Genomic DNA, 23,235 nt, shown 5'->3' with positions numbered 1-23,235 from the left:
ATGGCTTAAAAAAAAAGCCGGCATAAAGCCGGCTTAATCTGATTATATGGTTTGATTTGATCTAAAACACCTGCTCAAACATATTAACAGCATCCTTGCTCTCAAGCGTGGTATGCCCCATTAAAAACTCATCAACTTTGCGCGCAGCCTCGCGGCCTTCGGATATGGCCCATACCACCAGCGACTGGCCACGACGCATATCACCGGCAGTAAACACTTTGCTTACATTGGTGCGGTAAACACCCTCGCGCGCTTTTATATTTTTACGCTCATCAAGCTCAATACCCAATTGCTCCAGCATACCGTTGTATTGCGGGTTTAAAAAGCCCATAGCTAAAAACACACGCTGGCAAGGTATCTCGCGCTCCGAACCTTCAATTTCATGAAATTTAACCGGGCGGTTCATCACATCTAATTCCCAGTTTACATCAGTAACTCTCAGTGCCCGCAAATTTCCTTTTTCGTCACCCAAAAACTCTTTGGTGTTAATTCCCCAGTGGCGCATCACCCCTTCCTCGTGCGAGCTCGTGGTTTTAAGCACCATAGGGTAACTTGGCCACGGCATGTGTTGCGTACGCTCAGCAGGCGGCTGCACCATCACCTCAAATTGCCTTACGGAGCTTGCCCCCTGGCGGTTTGATGTGCCCACGCAATCGCTGCCGGTATCACCGCCACCTATTACAACTACATCTTTACCTGTGGCCAAAATATCTTCGGCATCAAAGCTTATGCCGCTCACCCGTTTATTTTGCTGTTTTAAAAAGTCCATTGCAAAATAAATACCCTTCAAATCCCGGCCAGGGATAGGCAGGTTACGCGGAATGGTTGAACCTCCTGAAAGAATTACCGCATCGTTATTACGCAGCAGTTCATCGGGCGCAATGTCTTTACCAATCTCGGTATTGCATTGAAAAACGATGCCATCTTCCTCCATAATCTGGATCCGGCGATCAACAACCCATTTCTCCAATTTAAAATCAGGGATACCGTAACGCAATAAACCTCCCGGCCTGTCGTCGCGCTCATATACGGTAACGCTATGGCCAGCCTTGGCCAATTGTGCCGCAGCAGCCAAGCCTGAAGGACCAGAACCTACAACCGCCACTTTTTTGCCGGTTCTAACCAGCGGGGCGGTGGGCTTAACCAGGTTTTTAGCGTAAGCTATTTCAATGATATGTTTTTCAATTTCCTCGATAGCTACCGGCGGCTTGTTAATACCCAACACACACGCCGATTCGCAGGGCGCAGGGCATATACGGCCCGTAAACTCCGGAAAATTGTTAGTCGACGATAAAATGGTATAAGCTTCTTCCCAATTTTTACGATAAACGGCATCGTTAAACTCAGGAATGATATTACCCAGCGGACAACCCGAGTGGCAGAAAGGCACACCGCAGTTCATGCAGCGGGCCGATTGCTCGTTCAGTTTCTCATCGGTATATAAACTTTCAAATTCCTTGTAGTTTTTAACACGCTCCTGCGGAGCTATTTTATGCGGAAGCTCTCTTCCAAATTCTTTAAATCCAGTTGGTTTTCCCATTATTATATTAACTGATGGTTTGATATTGTGCCTGTTGCAAAACTTTTTTGTATTCTTTAGGGAATACCTTTACAAATTTCAGAAGTGATTCTTCCCAGTTGGCCAATAGTGTTTTGGCAACCGTACTACCTGTAATTTGCACATGTTTGCGCAGCAATGTAACAACCTGTTCTTTATCTTTTGCCGATAGCGGGTCAAGGTCTACCATTTCGGTATTGCAATTTTCGGTAAAGGTATTTTCCGGATCATAAACCCAGGCTATACCGCCGCTCATACCCGCTGCAAAGTTACGACCGGTTGTACCCAAAATAAGCGCACGTCCGCCGGTCATGTACTCACATCCATGATCGCCTACACCTTCAACCACGGCGGTAGCACCCGAGTTACGCACGGCAAAACGCTCGCCGGCCATACCGCGGATAAATAACTCGCCGGATGTAGCGCCATATAGCGCCACGTTGCCGATGATGATATTATCTTCGGGAACAAAGGTGGCTTCTTTAGACGGATAGATCGCCAGTTGCGCTCCCGAAAGGCCTTTGCCTACATAGTCGTTAGCTTCACCTTCCAATTCAAAAGACAGGCCTTTGGTTGAAAAAGCGCCAAAGCTTTGTCCCGCGGAACCGGTAAACTTGTAGTTAATGGTATTTTCGGGCAAACCAGCAGATCCATATCGTTTAGAGATCTCGTTAGAAAGCATGGTACCAATGGTACGGTCGGTATTTTTAACGTCGAACGCTGCAAAGACAGGGCTTTGGTCGTCCAATGCCGGTTTAGCATGTTCTAACAATTTCCAGTCGAGTATATCGGCCATGCCGTGGTCTTGCTGCTCGCTGTTATAAAGTGTTAAACCTTTAGCGTTAGATACCGGGTGCAATATGCCGGAAAGATCGATCTTTTTGGCTTTCCAATGTTTAATGCCATCCTTAACCTTAAGGAATTGTACACGGCCCACCATCTCATTAATCGTTCTGAAACCTAATTCGGCCATAATCTCGCGCATCTCTTCGGCTAAAAAGCGGAACAGGTTCACAACATGATCCGGCTGACCGGTGAATAGCTTGCGCAATTCAGGATCTTGAGTGGCAACACCTACAGGGCAGGTATTTAAATGGCATTTACGCATCATAATACAACCACCTACAACTAAGGCGGCTGTGGCCACGCCCCATTCTTCGGCTCCCATTAAACAGGCAATTGCCAGGTCGCGACCGGTTTTCATTTGTCCGTCGGCCTGTAAAACCACACGGCTGCGCAGTTTACTGCGTACCAGGGTTTGGTGTGCTTCGGCTAAACCAAGCTCCCACGGCAAGCCCGCATGTTTGATAGAACTTATCGGCGACGCGCCTGTACCACCATCATACCCGGCAATCAATATCACATCGGCATGAGCCTTGGCAACACCTGCTGCAATAGTACCTACACCGGCTTTTGATACCAGCTTCACGTTAATACGTGCCGTGCGGTTAGCGTTCTTTAAATCAAAGATCAGCTGCGCCAAATCTTCAATCGAATAAATATCGTGGTGCGGCGGCGGAGATATCAAACCTACACCAGGCGTAGCGTGGCGGGTTCTGGCAATCCAGTCGTCAACCTTGTGGCCGGGCAATTGACCGCCTTCACCAGGTTTTGCACCTTGTGCCATTTTAATTTGTAACTCATCGGCATTGGTAAGGTAATTTGATGTTACCCCAAAACGTGCCGAAGCAATCTGTTTAATGGCTGAGCGCATCGAATCGCCATTAGGCAAACGCTCGTAACGCATTTCGTCCTCACCCCCTTCGCCAGTGTTGCTCTTGGCTCCTATGCGGTTCATGGCGATGGCCAGGGTACTGTGAGCCTCATGAGAGATAGAGCCGAAAGACATGGCACCGGTAGCGAAACGTTTCATAATGGTTTCAACCGGTTCAACTTCGTCGATGCTGATAGACTCACGATGGTGGGCAAAATCAAGCAGGCCGCGGATGGTAAAATGTTTCTCTGATTGCTCGTTAACTATTTTAGCGTAGTTTTTGTATACGTTATAGTCATTGGTGCGGGTGGCATGCTGCAACAAGTGGATGGTGTTAGGGTTAAACAAATGCGCTTCCCCCCTTCGTTTCCATTGGTAAATACCGCCTTCTGGCAATAAATGATATTGGTTTTTCGACTCGCCGAAACCAATACGATGTTTTGACAATGCCTCGCGTGCAATTTCGTCGGCACCCAAGCCACCTATACGGGTAACAGCACCGGTAAAGTAACGGTCGACCACGCTTTTGTTAAGACCCAAAATTTCAAACACCTGCGCACCGTGATACGATTGCAAGGTGGAAATTCCCATCTTAGAGAAGATTTTTAACAAACCATCACTAACGGCCTTAATATAATTTTTTGATAATGTTTTTGAGTCGATGCTCTGGTCTATCTTACCATCATTCTTTAAAGTATCGATAGTAGCCAGGGCCAAGTAAGGGTTAATAGCGCTTGCGCCAAATGCCAGTAAGCAGGCAAAGTGGTGAACTTCCCAAACATCACCAGCTTCAACAACCAGGCCTACCGAACCACGGCAGCCTTTTTTAATTAAATGGTGATGCACGGCCGATACCGCCATTAAAGATGGTATGGGAGCATGTTCCGAATCAATAGCACGATCCTGAAGGATCAGTACCTCAAAACCGTCCTCAACTGCATCTTCGGCGTAACGGCAAAGCCTGGCTATACCTTTTTCAAGTGAACCCGGCTGCCCGTCGGCTTTAAAGTAAGTTTGTATGGTTTTAGCGTGGAACAAACCGGTGTCAATACTACGCAGTTTTTCCAGCTCATAATTATTCAGGATGGGCTGTTTTAAGGTAACACAATGGCAGTGCATTTTATCCTCGTCCAGCAAATTACCGTTGTTACCGATAAAGGTAGCCAAACTCATTACCAAACGCTCGCGGATTGGATCAATAGGCGGGTTGGTAACCTGGGCAAAAAACTGTTTAAAATAGCTTGACAAATGCTGAGGCTTGTCGGACAGGATAGCCAAAGGAACATCGGTACCCATGGAGCCGATAGGCTCTTTACCATCGATGGCCATAGGCATAATAATGGTATCAATATCCTCGCGCGAGTAACCGAAAACCTGCTGGTAACGAAGTACAGAATTGGCAGACAGGCTGGAGAACGACAAACGAGGCTCCGGCAATTCTTCCAGGCGAATCTTATAGTTTTCGAGCCAGCGCCCGTAAGGCTGCTGCGAAGTAACTTTCCTTTTTATTTCGTCGTCGGTAATAATTTTACCCTGCTCGGTATCGATCAGGAACATCTTACCGGGTTGTAAACGGCCTTTGCGTACTACATTCTTTTCGTCCAGAGCTAATACGCCGGCTTCTGATGCCGCAATCACACGGTTATCGCTGGTGATCACATACCGTAAAGGACGAAGGCCATTACGGTCGAGCAAAGCGCCGATGAGTTTACCATCGGTGAAAGAAATAGCTGCCGGACCATCCCATGGCTCCATCAGCGTGGCGTGATATTCGTAGAAGGCCTTTTTTATCGGGTCCATCTGCTCGTTGCCGTCCCAGGCTTCAGGTATCAGCATCATCATCACGTGTGGCAATGAGCGGCCTGAGTGTAATAGTATCTCGATGATGTTATCCAGGCATGCCGAGTCGGATTGATTGTTATCAATTACAGGCAACAGCATGTCCATTTCTTCTTGTGTGAAGTATGGAGATACATAAGATTTTAAACCCGAATAAAACCAGTTTAAATTACCGGTAAGGGTATTGATCTCGCCATTATGCGCTATCATGCGGAATGGCTGAGCCAGGCGCCATGATGGGAACGTATTGGTAGAAAAACGTGAATGGATCATACCGAAACCCGATTCCATACGCGGATCGGACAAGTCGGTAAAATACTGACGAACCTGGTAAGTAGTTAACTGACCTTTAAATATAATAGTTTTGCAGGATAAAGATGTGAAGTAAAAATCCTCGGTGGCATCTTTAATGGTTTCGTTAATGGTTTTGGTGATGTACCTGCGCAGTACATAAAGCTTACGCTCAAAATCGTCGGCATTGGTAATATGCTGCGGGCGGGCAATAAATAATTGCTCAACATCAGGCTCGGCAGCGCGGGCGGTTTCACCTAAACCCGAGGAATCAACAGGCACCTTGCGGTAACCCAGGTTATGTAGCCCAAGCTTTTCGATAGCGTTTTTAATCACGTTACGGCAAGCTTTTTTAACGGCAGAATCTTTGGGGAAAAAGATCATACCTACGCCATACTCACCCGGCTCGGGTAAGCTTATTTCGAGACTGGTACACTCTTCCATGAAAAACTCATGAGGAAGTTGTATCAAAAGTCCAGCTCCATCGCCCGACAAAGGATCGCAGCCGCAAGCTCCGCGGTGCTCCATGTTTTCGAGAATGGTAAGCGCGTCAAGAATGATTTGGTTGGATTTATGCCCATTGATGTTGGTTATAAATCCGGTACCACACGAGTCGTGTTCAAATTCGGGCCGGTAAAGACCTTGCTGGTTAGAATCAGTTTGCTCCATAGCTTAGTAAAGCATTATTATAAAAGGGTGTAATAACGAAGATAATCAATACAGATAAATTATAAAAGGATTAAGAATTTTTTAGGATTAATCAAAAAAATGATCCTAAAGAAGCATTCGATTATCATTATTTTAATATTGATAGCCAAGCAATAAAAAAATGGCAAATACACCACACAAAACTTCGCTATATTAACATAATATAAAGCCTACAATATCAATAGAATTAATCTCAATAATTCGTAAACTGGCCAAAGTATGACTAAAATCATGTTAACTGGCATTTTTAAACTAAACATATTGGGCAGTCAATTGTATAACACTTAAGCCTGGAAGGCCATCAGCATCGCTGATCAAAAGGCGCATCAAAAACACTGAACAATAATTTTTGTAACACCCGGAACTATACAATTTTAATATTTAGCTAAACATACCTGATTTAACAATTTACAAAATGAAAATAGGCATCATTGGCGCAGGCAATATGGGTTTTACCCTTGCTAAATTATTTATTAAGGCGAGATACCAGGTGGCCATCAGTAACTCGCGCGGACCGGAATCGCTACAGGAAATGGTAAAGCAATTAGGCGACAACTGCATAGCTTTAAAAGTAAACGATGCCGCTGCCTTTGGCGATGTGGTTTTACTCACGGTGCCGTGGCGATCGCCCGAAGCCCTACCCGACCCGCAATATTTAAAGGACAAAATTGTGATAGATGCCATGAACCCCTATAAGGAAAATGGCGAGCTATTCGAGCTGGGCGAAAGCACATCGAGCGAAGAAACTGCCAAACGCTTGCCGGGCAGCCTTATCGTTAAAGCATTTAACACCATCCACTTCAAGCATTTAGCCGACGCTCCGCAAAAAGAACTGCCCCTACAGGAACGCAGGGCAATTTTTATAGCCGGAGATAATACCGAAGCCAAAGCCAAAGTTGCCAGGTTGATAGAACAAATTGGCTTCGCCGGTATTGATAATGGCAGCCTGCACGATGGCGGCAAACTACAGGAGCCTAACGCGGAACTTTATAATAAGGAAATTACCTGCGGCGAAGCTTTAACGCTGGAAGCTAAAAACAGGAAGTAAGAAGCAAGAGATAAGAGGCAGGACTTTGGCTTTCGGCCTATTATTTCTTATCTCTTGCCTCTTATTTCTTGCTTCTCATTTCTCACTTCCAAATATCTTATCTAAAAATGCAACGGTATAATTCAGGAAGTAAGAAGCAAGAGATAAGAGGCAGGACTTTGGCTTTCGGCCTATTATTTCTTATCTCTTGCCTCTTATTTCTTGCTTCTCATTTCTCACTTCTTAAATATCTTATCTAAAAACGCAACGGTATAATTTAAGGTTGGCTCAAACCAGGGGTTAAATAATAAAAATGGATGAGGGGTATCGGGCAGGGTATGAACCTCGCTATAAATATGCAGCGAATCCAGTTGATGGATCATATCGCTTCGCCCGGCGTGCATGCGGTCTACCGCGCTATTGATAAATATTATAGGCGGCGTGTGTTGGTCTACGTGATTAAGGGCTCCTGCCTGGTTCCACAGATCAGGACGCTCGTCCTTGCTGAACCCAAACCAATAAGTTGCTGCCGACTTGCCCTTGCTATCGTTACCCTCGCCTGATTCGGGGTGAATAAATGCCAGTGTTCCATCTACATCAACAATAGCCTGCACCTTGTCCGACTGATCATTATAGCAATCATCACCCGGAAAAAGGCTGCTATTATTGGTAGTGCCGATAAGCGTGGCCAGCTGCCCTCCTGCAGAAAATCCCCATACCGCAATTTTACCTGCATCTATATGGTATGCTTTAGCATTGGCGCGCATCCAGCGGATAGCCGTTTTTAAATCGTTAACAGCAGCCGGATAGAGCGCTTCATTTGAAAGACGATATTCAGCAGTTACAGTTACATAACCTTTTGAGGCCATCTGCTGCGCCATAGGCACATGCTGCGAGCGGTCGCCCGAGCGCCAGCCGCCGCCATGAATCATCAGTATAGCGGGATAGCTTTTTTTACTTTTAGCCGATGGATAAAAAACATCCAGATGCAGTTGCCTGCCACCAACGCTGCAATAAACCAGGTTCAATTTAGATATGATGTTAACCGGTACCGGCGGATTAGCCACAGTGATAAATGGATATTTCTTTTTTGCGTTTTTGAATGCGCTGTATAACGTGAAGGAGGTATCCCTTTCCACAGGTTTTTGCTGCGCAAAAGCGTGGAAAGAAGAAGCGATTATGATTAATAACAGAATAAAGCGGACTTGCATCGGGTTATAATTTACTATAAAGGTAAATTTTGTATGCTGATAATGCTACTCAAAGCCATCAAATTTTCGTTGGTTAGCAGAGCGATCGAGGATGGCGACACCTGGTTTTACTGCGTCGGCATCAAAGGGAGTATGATGTTAAACTTTGTGCCTTTCATCAGGCTGCTTTTTACGCCGATGGTTCCGCCAAGAGCCTCTACTTGTGTTTTTACCATAAACAGCCCCATGCCCCTGCCTTGTATACTGGTATCAAAACGGCTGTATAAATCAAACAATTTCGAACCGTTTTGAACCAGGTCAATCCCTTTTCCATTGTCTGTAAATGCCAGTTCCAGATGATCCGATGTTTGATAAGCCTCTACCCTGATCATCGTTACAATATCCTCGCGGCGATAATTAACGCTATTTAACAACAAATGATAGAAGATGCTGTACAGATAATTCCGGATGGTGAACAAGCGGTCAACCTGGCTAAAATCACAACTAATTTGCAGATTATTTTGGTTGATGACGGGTTGTAAACTCATTTTAACATCGGTTAGCAAATCGTTAAAATATACCGTCTCCTTTTTTTCGTTCACCGGTTCGCGTACCTGCAAAACCATCGTCAAATCCTTCACGATATGATCAAGATTATTTACCGACGAAAGGATATGTTTGATCACTGCCATTTGTTCAGCCGGATTAGCATTCGGCAACAGATCCAAAATCTGGCTTAAACCTATAATGTTGGCCACCGGTGCCCTAAAATTATGCGAAACGATATAAGTAAACTGCTCAAGGGTTTTATTGCGCTGAACAACGTCTGCAATCATCCTGTCATACTCCAGCTCGGCTAAACGTTTTTCGGTAATATCCTTTATCACCGCGTCAACCCGTACCAGGGTACCTTTGGCATCCACCCAAGGTACCCTTTTATTCTCAACCCACCGTACAGCACCGTCTTTACGAATCACACGGTATTGGTTAACCGTTTGTACGCCTTGTGCCAACATGACATTTCCGGATTCGATCAGATGACGATCTTCGGAGTGAATAACGGCGATCCACAATTCAGGATCGGCCTTAAATTCTTCGGGATTATAACCAAAAATCTGATCGCAGTTATCAGATATCCGCATAAATCGGTTTTCAACTACATCTCTCGAAAATAAAACCTCCCCTATCCTGTTAAACAGGGTAGTCAGCTGGATATGGGCATCCTCCAAATCTACTGCTGCAAGCCGCTTTTCGGTAATATCCTGCACATAGCCGGCAATGGTATGGAGCTTATGATCGGCATTGCGTATCACCGTTACCCCATTATTCAGATACCTGATCTGCCCGTTATTTAAAATTCTAAAATTATAGCTTTCTACATTCGTTTTATCACCAACATCCAATGTTTTTTGAAGCACAAAGTTCCTATCTTCCGGGTGTACCTTTTGAATAAAACTTTCAAAAACACTCTCCGTTTTTGCAGGATCTATCGCCCAGATCCTGTACATTTCATCAGACCCGCTAACCACCTGAGTATCCAGGTTCATGCTCCAGGTGCCAAGGGAAGCCAATTTTTCTGCGATGTTGTTGTGTTCGTTATTCCTGATCAAACGGTCGAGCAGCCTGCTTCGATCCTTAGCTTCTTTCCGGCCCCGCTTCAGCAACATCACAATAAACGCTAAAATAAAGGCGCCAGTGGTAAACAAACTTATATTAACTATTGAAAGGGCTTTTTTAGACTCGGCCTTTCTCACACTCAGTAATCCATTCTCGTTATGCTCAACCTGCCTGATAAAAAAAGCACCCCTATCTGCATCTATTTTACCTTTGCCAGCTTGAACAAGCGCGAGAGCCGGTGCCAGGCCTTGAGATTTACGTAATGAAATAACTCGTTTTGAAAATGCTGTTTGTATATTGAGATACTTACCTACCGAATCTAACAGCGGCGGAATGACTAAATTATCTGCTGTAATATGTCTAACCGTATCAAGCTCCTTTAAAGCTTGATTGCTGACCTGGTTAAATCGCGTAACTGATGCCTGGTCGCCTGTCAGCATAAAATCCCTTGCAGACATGCCACTTTCAGTTGCAGCTAATTGAATACGGCCGGTATGGACCAGTACTTCGTCCGAATGTTTTAGCCACAATTCCCTCGTGTTAGCCCGCTTAATATCATAATAGGATGCAAACAGCAGGCAAGCCAGAATCAGCATGGATAATTCAATACTGTAAATGATCCGTTTATTGAAAGTATCCATCATTGGATTATTTAAATTGAGTAGCTGTAAAATGGCGATGACAAATGCCCGATCTAAACAATCAGATCAAACGACTTACAATTGGTTTGTATTTTAAAGGGCCAACCGCAGATTAAACAATGTAAAAAACATTTACAAATTAAAACTCAGGTTATCATGGTTAAACAAAGCCCGAATATGGCAGTGCATTCAAAGCTAATGATATTAATCAATATTTAACCGGATGTGATAAGCTAATTAAACTCGCTGAAAAAATAAATTCTGCTTACTTTTACAACGGCTTTAGGGGTGTACCTGTAACACAGGCACTGAGATGATACCCTTTGAACCTGATCCGGATAATGCCGGCGAAGGGAAAAGTAAATGTTAGTTCTGCATCTTTTTATTCAAAAAGAGCTCCTTGGCCATTTAATTTATTTAATAGCTATTTTATGAAGGAGCAAATCTGGGCGCAAATTATCGCCGTTAAACAAAACTCGCCGCTGGTACACAACATTACCAATTATGTGGTAATGAATAATACTGCCAATGCTTTGCTGGCCGTGGGAGCATCACCTATTATGGCACATGCCCATGCCGAATTAACCGAGATGGTTAACATAGCCGGAGCGCTTGTAATTAATATAGGCACGCTTGATGAGTACTGGGTTAAAAGTATGCTGATTGCTGCTGAACAAGCCAATACGCTTGGCAAGCCCTGGGTGCTTGACCCGGTTGGCGCAGGTGCCACAACCTACCGTAACGAGGTATTGAAACAACTTTTAAAACTTAAGCCCACAGTGATTAGAGGAAACGCCAGCGAAATAATGGCACTCGCAAGCCAAAGCAACAGTACCAAAGGAGTCGACAGCGTTCACCAAAGTAATGATGCTGTTTCGGCAGCGCTACGGCTTAACGATGAGTTTGGCAGTGTGGTTTGCATTTCGGGCGCTACGGATATTATTGTTAATAACGATAACACAACACGGCTTTCAAACGGCAATAGCCTCATGGCAAAGGTTACCGGCCTTGGCTGCACCGCTACGGCTTTAACCGGCGCTTTTTTGGCGGTAAATCCGCAGGATGCTTTTTTGGCTACTACAGCTGCTATGGCTCTGCTCGGTGTATGTGGTGAAATAGCCGCTGACCTATCCGCAGGCCCCGGAAGTTTACAGGTTAACCTACTCGACATTTTGTATAACCTTACTGAAGAAGAGTTTTTTACCACACTTAAAATAAGCTAAGCGTGATGGGCAATTTCCCTTACCGACTTTACCTGGTTACCGACGAAGCCGCCTGCCTTGGCCGGGACTTTTTTTGGGTGATTGAACAAGCCATTAAAGGTGGCGTTGATATGGTGCAACTAAGAGAGAAAAACCTATCGGACCAGGCTTTTTTAAACAAGGCCCTGCTGTTGAAAGATCTGTTAGACAGGTATAATGTCCCTTTGATAATTAATGATAATCTGCCGGTAGCCGTGCATTGCGGCGCGGCAGGGATACATGTTGGTAACAGCGACAGCCCGCCAACTAAAATACGCTTACAACACCCCGATACAAAATTTTTAGGTTATTCGATTGAGTATGAAGCGCAGCTTGAAACGGAGGATGCACGTGTATCAGATTACCTGGCTCTGAGCCCGGTTTACGCCACCAATACCAAAACGGATACTGTTACCGAGTGGAAAACTGAAGGCATCCACAGGGTACGACAGATAACCAATAAACCCTTAGTAGCCATCGGCGGAATTAATGAAGCTAATGCCGCTTCTATCATTACCGCTGGAGCCGATTGCCTGGCAATTGTATCGGCTATCTGCTCGGCCGAAAATCCGGCATTGGCGGCAGAAAGATTAAGAAACCTAATTGACCGAAGTATGAACAGCTATGAAAAAATTTAAATATACATCGGTATTGACCATTGCCGGCTCCGACAGCGGAGGCGGTGCAGGCATACAGGCCGACCTGAAAACATTTGCCGCCTTAGGCTGCTACGGTACATCGGCTATTACGGCCATCACCGTACAAAATACACTTGGCGTTACCGCGATACACAGTATTCCGCCGGAGATTGTGGCCGGGCAGATTACAGCAGTGATGGACGACATCAAACCATTGGCTATTAAAATAGGAATGATCCATAGCGCCGAACTGGCATTGGCTATTGCCACAACCCTTAAAAATTACCCGCATATACCGGTTGTGCTCGACCCGGTAATGGTAGCCACCAGTGGCGACCAGTTGATTGAGCATGATACCATCGGCCTGCTTAAAAAGGAATTATTCCCCTTGGCCACACTGCTTACACCCAACTTAGATGAAACCGCCCTATTGACTGGCAAACGCGTGAATAATGTAACCGATATGCAAAATGCGGCAGCGGAACTATTAAAAAAAGGTTGCAAAGCCGTTTTAATTAAGGGTGGGCATTTACAGGGAGATACTCTTTACAATTTCTATCTGGATCAAAATGCCGATCAGGAGTTATTTAGCTCTGTGGCGGTACAATCGCGCAATACACACGGTACTGGGTGCACCTTATCATCGGCAATAGCCGCCTTTTTAGCCCGGGGTAATTCATTAAAAAACGCCATTATACAGGCGCAGCACTATATCCATCAGGCTATAGAACAGGGCGCGCAGGTAGTAACCGGCCAGGGCCACGGGCCTGTTAACCATTTTTTTAATCCTCAAATCGCTATTCAATATGAGCTGGAGTAACACCGCCTGGCAACAAGCCGAGCATATTTATCAAAAAATTATTGCAATGCCCTTTATACAGGAGCTTATTGCAGGCACATTGCCTCAAGAAAAGTTTAAATTTTACATTGAGCAGGATGCCCTTTACCTGGAACAATTTGGAAGGGCTTTGGCACTTATTGCGGGGCGGGCTCACCAAACACAGCATGTGCTGGACTATACCCGTTTTGCCGAGGGTGCCATAGTGGTTGAAAGCACCTTGCATGCAAGCTATTTTAACACCTATAATATTAGCGGTTTGGCCAAGCCAACGCCTGCCTGCCATTACTATACCAGTTTTTTACTCAGCACAGCCGCACTGGCACAGGTAGAGGTGGCCATGGCCGCCGTATTGCCCTGTTTTTGGATATACCAAAAGGTGGGCGACTATATTTACGGGCAGCACCAAGTGACTAACAACCCTTATAGTGAATGGATTGATACTTATGCTGGCGAAGAATTTGCGCAACTGGTTGCCAAAGCTATTGATATTTGCAATGATGCGGCTCAAAACTGTACCCAACAGCAACAACAAGCCATGGCCGATGCTTTTGAAATGGGCTGCCAGTTGGAATGGTTGTTTTGGGACAGCGCCTGGCGGATGGAAACATGGGCCGCTAAGCTTATTTGATAGTTAAAAAAAGTCGCTCGGCAGAAACCGGACTGAACGACTTTTTTGACAATCATGTATCAATATTCCACAAACTGCTCATCCGGGTAGCACCATAGCCAGCGTTCTCCGGGCTCGGCAGATGCTATTACCGGGTGATGTTCAGCATGGTAATGCTTGGTCATGTGCTGTTGCGGCGAATCGTCGCAGCATAAGGTAACACCGCAGGTTTGGCAGGTACGTAGGTGCACCCATTGCTGATGATGCTTCACGCATTCTTCGCAAACGTGGCCCTCCCCTATTTTTACCTGTTCTATGGCCTGAAGATGCTTACAAAGTTGTTGATCGTTCATAAATTAAACTGGTTTTAAGCGATACAATCGATAACCGGCCTTGCACCGTATTAGAGCATACCCGTATCAATATTCAAAATTGCACAAAGCCCGTTTAATACGGTAGTTTTATTCCCTTATTTTTAAACGCTTTTACAACCTATCCGTTTATTCATCTTCAAGCGTATCCGGATCGCCAGATTCTAAGGGTACTAAGTCCGGATCTTCCGGATCGGGTTCATCCACATCATCGCTGGTTCTGATTTCCCTGAGATCGTCTTCATCTTCGGTATATTGTTCCTCCTCATTACCTGCCAATTCCTCGTCAGTAGTTTGATCTTCATCATCAATCGGGTCGATATCCGGGTTGTAATTTGCTGGAGTTTTCATGGCGCTTGTTTTTAAGTATAACCACCAGAAATCATTTTTGATTCGGATGAATACAGAAAAATAAACAAGCCGCGGAATTAACATCGCCAAAGGCAATCTTAAAAGGCTAATTTATACCTGATATTGTCCTCGTACGTAATGAATACAAGGTGAGGCACTTGCCTTCAGGAAAAATAAGATGATGAAGTAACAACCCTCCCCGCGGCGACTGAGCGGGCCGATGTAGTAAATTAAAAATACTGATTATTGGAGCAAAGATAGCACATTGACAATCAGCGCACCCGATATGATGCATACTTATCGCGCGCAAAAGGTCCCTCCTGGCGTCGGGATGACATGACGGAGAGAGATTCAACTTTGACAATCAACAACTTAACAGCACATCATTATAAGTAATGGACCCGGCCAACCGAAAAAAAAACAAGGATGACGTTTGAAAACCTATAGATTACCAAGTGCAGATATGAAGAGTGCGCAAAGGCCCCGACTGCACGCCGGGCCGGGTGTTGGCCTGTGGGCGGAAGGATCGGGCAGTCTTGACTTTTTGGTTCTTTTTTGTCAAGAAAAAAGAACAAAGCCCTTCCCGCGGCGACTGAGCGGGCCGATGTTACAAATTAAGAATACTGATTGTCGGAGCAAAAACAGACGCACTCATATCAAAAACTTAAGTAGACGCCTTTATAATATACAGGGAGAACCTTCAAAGCCGCTCTGCCTATGTAGAGATTGCTTCGTACCTCGCAATGACGATTTGATATTGATAATCAATAACTTAACATCATTATAAACAAACAGTTTCTGGCTACTGAACAATGGCGTCGGCATGGCTACGCACCTTTTGCAGAAAAAAAGTAAGATCGAACGGCTTGGCAATATGATCGTCGGCACCGCATTCCTGTTTAATCTGTTCCAAATCGCTATTGGCCGAAACGAGTATTACCGGTATATGTTTCAGGTCATCTTGCCCTTTAATATAGGCACACATTGATTGGCCGTTTTCGCCCTTCAAACCCAGGTCAAGCATCACCATGTCTACTTCTTTTTGATGAAGCTTTTGCCGGGCCCTTGCCGTGTCGGCCAGGCTGATAACCTTATAGCCCTCAACCTCCAAAAGTATGCTCATCATCTCCGCAATAATGGGCTCATCTTCAATTACAAGTACTTTTCGTTTCATAAACTTACACAAGCAATTTTAAGACCACTTTATGCATTGTTCACCACATCTTTATAAAAAATGTATTGAATATGGCCTTTAAAACCGGTTTGGATATATTTTGGTTTTTAAATAACATATCCACCAGCCAAAACTGGTTTATGATAACCTAACCTGGCTTTAAAATCAGGTTTCGATTAATTTAGTGCGCATGCCGGCTATCACACCTTCGTTTGTTTTACCTAAAATAAATACATCAATCTGCCTGTCGCCCACCCGGTACACCTCGGGCTCACTTAACTCTTGCTTTAAGGCAGTGGATAACTGGCTAAACCGAGTTGCTATTTCGGGAGATACGGAACCCGAAGCGGGATTGGTCATGTTGCGCAACAAATAATCGAGCGTTGTTTTTTCTACTAAGGTACCAGCGGGTTTTCCGGCAAGTTTTAAAATCAGGTTATCATCAACCACTTCATCGGTTGTGGTAAAGTAATCAAACGGGTAGTCAGATTCACTCATCATCAACAAGCCATCTGCCGCGTTTTCTAATTTTGTTTGTGTATTTTCCATGTGTAGGATCAATTGAATGTCCAATCAGTAAACGCATTAGCGTAAAATTGTTTTGAAACAGCTCAATTTTGCCATCCAAAATTTAAGAATCCAATAACGACCATTGAATGTCAGGGCCGATTATTGGAATCTTATACAGGGAATAACGTTCTTTTAAATCAAAAGCATTTATTTAGTAACCAATCCGCGGCTGATTAATAAAGGTTTGATATCCGCATCATGTCCGCGGAAATCGCGATACATTTTTCCTAATTCTATCGTATTACCGCGAGACAATATCATATCCCTGAAACGCTGGCCGTTTTCGCGGGTCAGGCCGCCATGCTCTTCGAACCAGGCAAAAGCATCGTGCGCCAGCATTTCCGTCCACGAGTACGCATAGTAACCGGCGGCGTAACCGCTTCCCCAGATATGTGAAAAATAAGATGAGCGGTACCGAGGTGGAACCTGCGGTAAATCCAAACCAGTTTGATGTAACGCGCCGGCCTCAAATTGATCTACGTCCTGTAACGGCGCATCGGGTGGCAGGCTATGCCATTTTAAATCCAGGTTATGTGCCGCTAAAATTTCTGTAAACGCATAGCCCTGGTTAAAAGTGGCCGCACTTTTCATTTTGTTGATCAGGGCCTGGGGCATAGGCTCGCCGGTTTTATAATGCAAGGCAAAATGGCTGATCACCTTAGGATCGGTGGCCCAATGCTCGTTGAATTGCGATGGAAACTCTACAAAATCGCGCGCGGTGCTGGTGCCCGATAATCCCGGATATTTCTGGCTCGAAAACATCCCGTGCAGGGCGTGACCAAACTCATGGAACATGGTTGTCATTTCAGAGAAGCTGATCAACGCTGGCTGACCCGGCGCGGGCTTGGTAAAATTACATACGTTGTAAATAACGGGTATGGTACCCAACAGGTATGATTGGCCAACCATATTGCTCATCCAGGCACCGCCCCTTTTATTATCGCGCTTGTAGTAATCACAGTAAAACAAAGCCAGTTGTTTGCCATCTTTATCAAAAACATCAAACACCCGTACGTCTTCCTGGTAAACGGGTAAATCTTTACGCTCCTTAAAGTTTATGCCATAAAGCAGGTTAGCCGCATAAAATATGCCCTTCTGCAATACGTTGTTAATTTCAAGGTAAGGTTTAATCTGGCTTTCGTCAAGGTCATAACGAGCTTTACGAACCTGCTCGGCATAAAAATTCCAGTCCCAGGCTTCAACCTTAAAGCCACCATTTTGCTGGTCGATCAAAGCCTGTATATCAGCCGCTTCCTGCTTTGCTTTTGCTGTGGCAGCGGGTACCAATTTATCCAAAAATGCTTCAACAGCTTCGGGAGTTTTAGCCATCTGGTTCTGTAGCTTCCAGGCGGCGTAACTTGCAAAACCTAAAAGCTTAGCTTTTTGAGCCCTGATTTGTGCTATACGCGAGATGGTTGCGCGTGTATCGTTAGCATCGCCCTTTTCAGTCCTGGTCCACGATGCCTCAAAAAGCTTGTGGCGGGTAGCGCGGTTCTTAAGCGATTGTAAATCGGGCTGTTGCGTAGTATTTTGCAAAGTAAGCAGCCATTTACCTTCCAGGTTGGCAGCTTTGGCATTTTGAGCGGCCGCAGCGATAGCTGCGTCAGACAAGCCATCCAATTCGGCCTTATCATTGATCACCAGGCCGCCCGCTTTGGTACCGGCCAGTAACTGACTACCAAATTTGGCTCGTAACGAAGCTTCCTCCTGGTTTAATTTTTTGAGCGTTTCTTTATCCGGTTCAGACAGCCGGGCTCCGGCCAGCACAAAATTTTGATAATAAAACTCAACCAGCCGTTTTGATTCGGCATCGAGTTTCAGTTGTTCTCTTTGTTGATAAATAGCCTCTACCCTTTTAAATAATTTTGTATTGAGGTAAATGGCATCGTTGTTGGCCGCCAGTTTAGGCGCTTCATCCTGCTCTACCTTTTGCAGCACCGGGTTGGTATTGGCTCCCGTGTACACATTGAGCACTGCGTTTACCCGGTTTAATAACCTGCCGCTTTTTTCCATGGCTACCAGTGTATTGGCCAAGGTGGGTGCAGCCTTATTATCAGCAATTTTTTGAATTTCGGCTAATTGCTCTTTCATACCAGCCTCCATAGCGGGCCTAAAATCTTCATTTTTAATCTTATCAAATGCAGGAGCCTGGAAAGGCAACGCGCTGGGCAGATAAAAGGGGTTTGCAGGGTCGAGGCCCGATGCCGGGGTTGTTTGGCCAAAGGCACTGCCTGCCGAAACAGTTAACATAGTTAGTACAGGTAAAAATAAATACTTCATTATATCGCTTTAATTATTAATGAGTAGCCAGTTAATTATAAAGCCGACAATTTATAAAAAAGGAACTGTTAATGGCTGCTGTTTGTAAACAAATGTTAAAATAGTTTGGTGGCAAAGGTACCTTTATGGTTGCAACGGTATCGCCTATCCTGTTTATTTAAGTGTTGATCTTCGCAAATACTCAATTTGGTTGGCATCCCTTACAAGAAACAGATCCGGCCAGCCGAAAAAACAGGAACCACGTTTGAAACTTGATAAATTTAGAGCGACAATACACACATTGACAATCAAAAACTTAAGCAATCGCAATGATCAGCTGCATCAAAAAACACCTCGTACAAGGCCATGCCACACGTCCTTCGACAGGCTTAGGACAGCTTCAGAGCACACAAAAGGGGATATGTTTGAAACCTAAAGACTGTTATGCGCAAAAAAAAAGCGGGCAAAGGCCCTGACTGCACGCCGGGCCGGGAGCTGGCCTGTGGGCGGAAGGATCGGGCAGTCTTGACTTTTTGGTTCTTTTTTGTCAAGAAAAAAGAACAAAGCCCTTCCCGCGGCGACTGAGCGGGCCGATGTTGTAAATTAAGAATACTGATTATTAACGCAAAAACAGACGAACTGATAATCAAAAACTTAAATAGACGTCTTTATAATATACAGGGAGAATCTTCAGAGCAACTCTGCCTATGTAGAGATTGCTTCGTACCTCGCAATGACGATTCGATATTGAATCAATAGCTTAAGTATACGTCATTATTAAGGTAGAACATCACACTGGCACTACGCTAAACAAATGGCATAAACACCAATCAACCAACCCTGGGTATTCAGTTTGAATTTTGTAACTTCGCGCTATGGCAACAGAAACACTCGAAGAATTTTACAAAAATAAATTTGATTGGCTACCCGATAACTTACAGCAAAACATTGGGCACTTCAACGTTTTCAGGGTAGAAGACTGCTCGGGCCCGAATTCCAAACCGGTGACCTACAGCCGCAGAAATTTTTATAAGATAAGCTTGAGCCGCGGAAAAGGCATCTGCCATTATGCCAACAAAAGTTTAGAGCTATCGGGCACATCGCTCATCTTTTTCAATCCGCAGGTACCTTACACATTTGAATCGCTGGGCGACGAGCGTACAGGCTTTTTTTGCTTGTTTACCGAAGCGTTTTTCACAGAAAAAATGCGGGGGAACTTAACCGAACTACCTATGTTTCAACTGGGCGCCACTCCGCTTTATTCGCTTGACGAAAGCCAGGACGCCTATGTTAGCAGTTTGTTCCTGAAAATTATCGACGAAATAAATTCGGATTATGCCTTTAAATATGATTTGATCCGCAATTACGTGAGCGAGATTATGCATTATGCATTGAAAACCCAGCCTACGGAAAATATTTATAAACACCCGGATGCCAAATCCAGAATCACCTCTGTTTTTACAGAATTACTGGAAAGGCAGTTCCCTATCGAATCGCCATCACAGCGCTTTCAGTTAAGGTCGGCAAGTGATTTTGCACAACATCTATCGGTACATGTAAACCACCTGAACAGGGCCATACGCCAGACTACCGGCAAAACCACTACCGACCATATTGCGGAACGACTGCTGAACGAAGCCAAATCGTTACTCAAGCATACCGACTGGAATATTGCCGAAATTGGTTACTGCCTGGGCTTTGAAGAACCTACCCATTTCAACAACTTTTTCAAAAAACAAACCCGTACTACGCCCTCAACTTTTAGAAATGTTTGAATTTTGTAAGCATCTGTTTGATTAGCGTAATACTTTGCGCCTGCCCGCTATCTACTTTTGTATATCAAATCAGTAGCACGAATGGATAACAACAAAAAAGTATGGTTTATTACCGGGGCTTCAAAAGGCTTCGGGCTTAGTCTGGTTAAACAATTATTATATGCAGGTGAGTTTGTGGCAGCCACCTCCAGAAATCAACAGGAATTAATTAATGCGGTTAACACAAACAGCAGCAACTTTTTGCCCTTACAGGTAGATTTGGTGAACGAAAGCAGTGTATCGCTCTCCCTGCAGCACACTTATGAAGTTTTTGGTAAGATAGATGTAGTGATTAACAATGCTGGTTATGGCATAGGCGGCGCAATTGAAGAATTGAGCGATGAAGAGACACGGCAAGCTTTTGATGTGAATGTTTTTGCAACGCTCAACGTTATCAGGTATGTAATGCCTTACCTGCGTAAACAACGCTCGGGCCACATCATGAACATCTCATCCATAGCGGGTATAGCGCCGGGCACAGGCTGGGCAATTTACAGTGCCGCCAAACACGCTGTAGTTGGTTTAACCGAGGTACTCGCCACGGATGTAAAATCATTGGGTATTAAGGTTACTTTAGTAGCTCCAGGCGCTTTCAGGACCAATTTTTTAACCCCAGAATCATTGGCGATGACTGCAAACCCCATAGAGGATTATGAGGATGTAAGGGCAACCCACAAAAAGTATAAAAAGATGGATGGCCAACAGCCCGGCGATCCCAAAAAAGCTGCGGAGGCCATTATAAAAATAGCAGGCGAAGAGAATCCGCCACTTTATTTATTGCTGGGCGGAGATGCCTACAACAGAGCCCTTATCAAAATTGACAATTTACACGATGAGATCCGCTTATGGGAGAATTTGACCTGCTCAACTGACTTCTGACCCCATTTGCATTCGCTGTATAAACCTTTGCTTTTCTCCCTGAAGCGGCGCTTAGCCAAGCAAGTGCTCTTCAGGGAGAAATTGCCAGCTACATGCTTCATTATGCTGTATGCCCTATCAAAAAGGCAATCACTTCAATAAAAATCTGTTTACATCCTCTTCGGTACCGGCAAACGGGCCGGCACTGGCGGTTTTTAAACCAGCCATGGCTGCTGCAAATTCGCCGCGTTGCTGTATACCTGCGCCCTTGTTACGCTGGTATAAATAACCGGCCATGTAAGTATCGCCACAACCGGTGGCATCTAAAATTACCGGTGGTGCATAAGCAGGGATATCATAAAACTGATTATCACGGTAAATCAACGAGCCCATGCTCCCGTTGGTAATTACAATTTCTTTAACGCCCCAATCGTTTAAAATCCTAACGCCCTGGTGCACATCTTGGCAGCCCGTTAGTGCGTTCAACTCGGCAACGTCGGCCTTCAGTATGTCAACAAACGGTAGCGCTTCTTTTTTACCGGGCCAGTCGGTAGGGTATACTTTTTTGTCCTCAACCTTACGCAAATACCCTTGCACATCCAAACTGATAGTGCCTTTGCCCGCCAGGTACCGGATCAGATCGACCGGAATATCATCGGCCAGCAAAGGGCCAAGATGAAAAACGTTAGCATCAACGTTTTTAAACTGTTCTATTGAAAAGGGATCAGCTTTCTGCAATACATTTTGTGTACGCTGGTCCTGATCTTCGGCATAAATATTTTCAAAATTTACAGTGTTGGCACTGGGGTAGGTTATTATAGGGATACCTTGATTTTCCAGACTGGCAACATAATCCATCTCGGCCGGAGCAAGGGATGTTACCAAAAGGTAGCTCATGTTAAGCTTGCTCATTGCGCACGAAAAATAGAGAGCAGTGCCGCCGGGCATATACATTACGGCCCTGGCGTTGACTACCTTATCTGACGTGATATGACCTATACAACAAATATCATACATCGCGGCAAGATAGATATTAAATTAAGATTAAAAAAAGGTTTACTTATCTAACCTTTGTACTTACCTCAATTGTTGAATTACCATGACCAATTGATAGGGTAATTTACCCAGATACCTTAAATTTACGCCCCATGGACCCGATAAAAGAAGAATTATTGCAGCTACTGGTTAAAGCGGCGAAAACCAATAAGCCATCCAAATTTAAGGATCTGAAGAAATACATCGGTACCAATTATGATCTTATCGGTTTGTCGGTTCCTGGGCAGCGCTTGTTATTTAAAAAAGGATTCAGCTTTAGCAGGCTACCTGTTGATAAACAATTGGAAATCTGGGATCAGTTGTGGACAACAAGCCGACAGTATGAAATTATGAATTTCGCGTTGATGTTTGTAAGCCAAAATGAGCGTTGTTTTGAGCCTGCTTTTTTATGGGACACATTAAAAAACTGGGTAAAGCAGGTTGACAATTGGGCGCATTCGGATAGTCTGTCGTCCGTGTATGCTCACCTGCTCGAAAAAGAACCCTCTGTAGTATACGCCCAATATATGCTTTGGAATAAATCCGCAAACCCATGGGAACGCCGGCAATCTGTTGTAGGTACTTTATATTATAGCAGGATCAGAAAAAGCCTTCCCTCTTTTGAAAAACTATTGGCCATGTTGAGTACCCTACTAACCGACGAAAACTATTTTGTACAAAAAGGCGTTGGCTGGGCTTTGCGCGAAATGGGCAATGTTTATCCGGCACAAACCCTGGCCTTGCTACAACAACAAATTGCAGCCATACACCCGGTAGCTTTTACGGCAGCTATTGAAAAATTGGATACGGCTAAAAAAGACGAACTTAAACAATTAAGAAAATTCTTAAAGAAACAGCAAAAAACACCCAAGCAGGGTTAATCTAAAAATG

18 protein-coding genes and 1 riboswitch are annotated in these 23,235 nt (G+C 44.7%); of the genes, 8 read left to right on the top strand and 10 right to left on the bottom strand.

Annotation, left to right across the window (positions count from 1 at the left end):
- Positions 1-61: 61 nt before the first annotated feature.
- Entirely contained in the window at positions 62-1,540 is a 1,479-nt protein-coding gene (locus MUCPA_RS30965) for a glutamate synthase subunit beta (RefSeq protein WP_008511912.1), read from the bottom strand.
- Positions 1,541-1,547: 7 nt separating this feature from the next.
- Positions 1,548-6,071, bottom strand: a complete 4,524-nt coding sequence (gene gltB / locus MUCPA_RS30960) for a glutamate synthase large subunit (protein WP_008511910.1) — start codon at positions 6,069-6,071, stop codon at positions 1,548-1,550.
- 430 nt (positions 6,072-6,501) lie between these two features.
- Here gltB and MUCPA_RS30955 point away from each other — a divergent pair, with 430 nt between their 5' ends.
- Positions 6,502-7,158, top strand: a complete 657-nt coding sequence (locus MUCPA_RS30955) for an NADPH-dependent F420 reductase (protein WP_394330573.1) — start codon at positions 6,502-6,504, stop codon at positions 7,156-7,158.
- A gap of 215 nt (positions 7,159-7,373) precedes the next feature.
- Here MUCPA_RS30955 and MUCPA_RS30950 read toward each other — a convergent pair whose 3' ends face one another.
- Together MUCPA_RS30950 and MUCPA_RS30945 are read right to left on the bottom strand one after the other, a co-directional pair.
- Positions 7,374-8,348 carry an alpha/beta hydrolase gene (locus MUCPA_RS30950; RefSeq protein ID WP_008511908.1) on the bottom strand — a complete coding sequence of 325 codons (975 nt, stop codon included), beginning with the start codon at positions 8,346-8,348 and terminating at the stop codon, positions 7,374-7,376.
- Between the two features lie 107 nt (positions 8,349-8,455).
- A complete protein-coding gene (locus tag MUCPA_RS30945) occupies positions 8,456-10,588 on the bottom strand; it encodes a PAS domain-containing protein (protein WP_008511907.1) in 2,133 nt (710 codons plus the stop codon).
- A 271-nt stretch (positions 10,589-10,859) separates the two neighbouring features.
- A riboswitch (TPP riboswitch) is annotated at positions 10,860-10,958 on the top strand.
- A gap of 58 nt (positions 10,959-11,016) precedes the next feature.
- Here MUCPA_RS30945 and thiM point away from each other — a divergent pair.
- The 4 genes from thiM to tenA are packed head-to-tail and all read left to right on the top strand — an operon-like array spanning position 11,017 to position 13,933.
- The gene (gene thiM / locus MUCPA_RS30940; protein ID WP_008511906.1) at positions 11,017-11,808 is read left to right on the top strand and encodes a hydroxyethylthiazole kinase; all 792 of its coding nucleotides are present in this window, start codon (positions 11,017-11,019) and stop codon (positions 11,806-11,808) included.
- A 5-nt stretch (positions 11,809-11,813) separates the two neighbouring features.
- Positions 11,814-12,464, top strand: coding sequence for a thiamine phosphate synthase (gene thiE, locus MUCPA_RS30935; RefSeq protein ID WP_008511905.1), 651 nt, complete (start codon positions 11,814-11,816; stop codon positions 12,462-12,464).
- Positions 12,451-13,284 carry a bifunctional hydroxymethylpyrimidine kinase/phosphomethylpyrimidine kinase gene (gene thiD, locus MUCPA_RS30930; RefSeq protein ID WP_008511904.1) on the top strand — a complete coding sequence of 278 codons (834 nt, stop codon included), beginning with the start codon at positions 12,451-12,453 and terminating at the stop codon, positions 13,282-13,284. The genes thiE and thiD overlap by 14 nt, the downstream gene beginning before the upstream one ends.
- A complete protein-coding gene (gene tenA / locus MUCPA_RS30925; protein WP_008511903.1) occupies positions 13,271-13,933 on the top strand; it encodes a thiaminase II in 663 nt (220 codons plus the stop codon). Before thiD ends, tenA begins: the two co-directional genes overlap by 14 nt.
- 59 nt (positions 13,934-13,992) lie before the next feature.
- Here tenA and MUCPA_RS30920 read toward each other — a convergent pair whose 3' ends face one another.
- The 5 genes from MUCPA_RS30920 to dcp form a co-directional block, all read right to left on the bottom strand.
- Positions 13,993-14,265, bottom strand: coding sequence for a UBP-type zinc finger domain-containing protein (locus MUCPA_RS30920; RefSeq protein ID WP_008511902.1), 273 nt, complete (start codon positions 14,263-14,265; stop codon positions 13,993-13,995).
- A 147-nt stretch (positions 14,266-14,412) separates the two neighbouring features.
- Positions 14,413-14,634, bottom strand: coding sequence for a hypothetical protein (locus MUCPA_RS30915; RefSeq protein ID WP_008511901.1), 222 nt, complete (start codon positions 14,632-14,634; stop codon positions 14,413-14,415).
- An 802-nt stretch (positions 14,635-15,436) separates the two neighbouring features.
- Positions 15,437-15,808: a response regulator transcription factor gene (locus MUCPA_RS30910; RefSeq protein WP_008511900.1), complete on the bottom strand. Its 372-nt coding sequence runs from the start codon at positions 15,806-15,808 to the stop codon at positions 15,437-15,439.
- 165 nt (positions 15,809-15,973) lie between these two features.
- Positions 15,974-16,357, bottom strand: a complete 384-nt coding sequence (locus MUCPA_RS30905) for a nuclease A inhibitor family protein (RefSeq protein WP_040626705.1) — start codon at positions 16,355-16,357, stop codon at positions 15,974-15,976.
- 168 nt (positions 16,358-16,525) lie between these two features.
- Positions 16,526-18,658, bottom strand: a complete 2,133-nt coding sequence (gene dcp / locus MUCPA_RS30900; RefSeq protein WP_008511898.1) for a peptidyl-dipeptidase Dcp — start codon at positions 18,656-18,658, stop codon at positions 16,526-16,528.
- Between the two features lie 854 nt (positions 18,659-19,512).
- On the opposite strand from dcp, the gene MUCPA_RS30895 reads away from it, so the two are divergent.
- Positions 19,513-20,412 (top strand): helix-turn-helix domain-containing protein, encoded by a 900-nt coding sequence (locus tag MUCPA_RS30895; RefSeq protein ID WP_008511897.1) that lies wholly within the window; start codon positions 19,513-19,515, stop codon positions 20,410-20,412.
- Positions 20,413-20,493: 81 nt separating this feature from the next.
- Positions 20,494-21,330, top strand: coding sequence for an SDR family NAD(P)-dependent oxidoreductase (locus MUCPA_RS30890; protein WP_008511896.1), 837 nt, complete (start codon positions 20,494-20,496; stop codon positions 21,328-21,330).
- A 129-nt stretch (positions 21,331-21,459) separates the two neighbouring features.
- Here the strand turns inward: MUCPA_RS30890 and MUCPA_RS30885 are convergent, their stop codons facing one another.
- The gene (locus MUCPA_RS30885; protein WP_233276811.1) at positions 21,460-22,221 is read right to left on the bottom strand and encodes a PfkB family carbohydrate kinase; all 762 of its coding nucleotides are present in this window, start codon (positions 22,219-22,221) and stop codon (positions 21,460-21,462) included.
- Between the two features lie 236 nt (positions 22,222-22,457).
- On the opposite strand from MUCPA_RS30885, the gene MUCPA_RS30880 reads away from it, so the two are divergent.
- Positions 22,458-23,225, top strand: coding sequence for a DNA alkylation repair protein (locus MUCPA_RS30880; RefSeq protein WP_008511893.1), 768 nt, complete (start codon positions 22,458-22,460; stop codon positions 23,223-23,225).
- Positions 23,226-23,235 lie beyond the last annotated feature (10 nt).

The sequence above is a fragment of the Mucilaginibacter paludis DSM 18603 genome (assembly GCF_000166195.2).
GTDB classification, from domain to species: domain Bacteria; phylum Bacteroidota; class Bacteroidia; order Sphingobacteriales; family Sphingobacteriaceae; genus Mucilaginibacter; species Mucilaginibacter paludis.
The sequence above is the reverse complement of the archived record's forward strand: the minus strand, read 5'-3'. Positions and strand labels throughout refer to the sequence as shown.